The sequence below is a fragment of the Leifsonia sp. KNZ12-8B genome (assembly GCF_056755495.1).
In genome coordinates, this window is record NZ_JBPGXM010000247.1 from 1 (window position 1) to 1,293 (window position 1,293).

Here is a 1,293-nt window from a genome sequence, read left to right on the forward strand (position 1 = left end):
AGATGTGTATAAGAGACAGGCGATGAACGGGATGCGGCCGGTCGTCGAGCTGCAGTTCGACGCCTTCGCCTACCCGGCCTTCGAGCAGATCGTCGACCACGTGGCCAAGATGGGCAACCGCACGCGCGGCCGGGTGCGCCTCCCGATGGTCATCCGCATCCCGTACGCGGGCGGCATCGGGGGAGTGGAGCACCACTCGGACTCGTCGGAGGCGTACTACGCGCACACCCCCGGCCTGACGGTGGTCACCCCGGCGACCCCGCAGGACGCGTACGGGATGCTGCGGGCGGCCATCGCCCTCCCGGACCCGGTCGTCTTCCTCGAGCCCAAGAAGCTGTACTGGTCCACCGGCGAGGTCGACACCGCGGCACCGCTGCCCGAGCTCGGCCGCGCGCGCATCGCGCGGGAGGGCACCGACGCGACCCTCATCGCGTACGGCCCGTCCGTCCCGGTCGCGCTCGCCGCCGCGGAGGCCGCGCAGGAGGAGGGACGCAGCCTCGCCGTCGTCGACGTGCGCAGCCTCGTCCCGTTCGACGACGACACGGTCTGCGACGCCGTCCGCGCGACCGGCCGGGCCGTCGTGATCGCGGAGGCCCCCGGGTTCGCGAGCGTCGCGGGCGAGATCGCCGCGCGGATCTCGGAGCGCTGCTTCCACCACCTCCTCGCCCCGGTGCGCCGGGTGACCGGCTTCGACACGCCCTTCGCCCCGCCCAAGCTGGAGTCGTACTACCTGCCCAGCGTCGACCGCGTGCTCGACGCCGTCGAGACCCTGCAGTGGGAGGACGCATGAGCCCGCGCGTGTTCACCCTCCCTGACCTGGGGGAGGGCCTCACCGACGCCGAGCTGGTGCGCTGGCTGGTCGAGCCCGGCCAGCAGGTCGCCGTGGACCAGCCGATCGCCGAGGTCGAGACCGCCAAGTCGGTCGTGGAGGTGCCGTCGCCGTACGCGGGCGTCGTCGCGGCGCTGCACGGCGCCGAAGGCGAGACGATCGCCGTCGGCGCCCCGCTGATCGAGGTGGAGGAGGTGGAGGCGGAGGCCGAGGAGGCGGAGGCTCCGGCCGCCGCGTCGTCGTCCGCGTCCGCATCCTCGTCCGCGTCCTCGTCGGGTCAGGTGCTCGTCGGATACGGCACCACCTCGCACACCGGACGCCGCCGCCCGCGCGTCGCGGCGATGGCGGCCGCGGGTGCATCCACGACCGCGACCGCGACGGCAGCCGCGGCCGTGCCGGCTCCGCCGGCTCCGCCGCGCATCGTCCCCGTCAGCTCCCCGGTCGTGCGCGCGCTCGCGCGCGAC

Annotated in this window: 2 protein-coding genes; both read left to right on the forward strand. The window is 74.4% G+C overall.

From position 1 onward, the window contains the following. Nucleotides 1–790, forward strand: a 790-nt coding sequence (locus ACR9ZG_RS18860; RefSeq protein ID WP_481286377.1) for an alpha-ketoacid dehydrogenase subunit beta, incomplete at its 5' end; no start/stop codon positions are given. Next, nucleotides 787–1,293 (forward strand): biotin/lipoyl-containing protein (locus tag ACR9ZG_RS18865; RefSeq protein WP_481286378.1); only part of this gene is annotated, 507 nt, incomplete at its 3' end. The genes ACR9ZG_RS18860 and ACR9ZG_RS18865, both read left to right, overlap by 4 nt.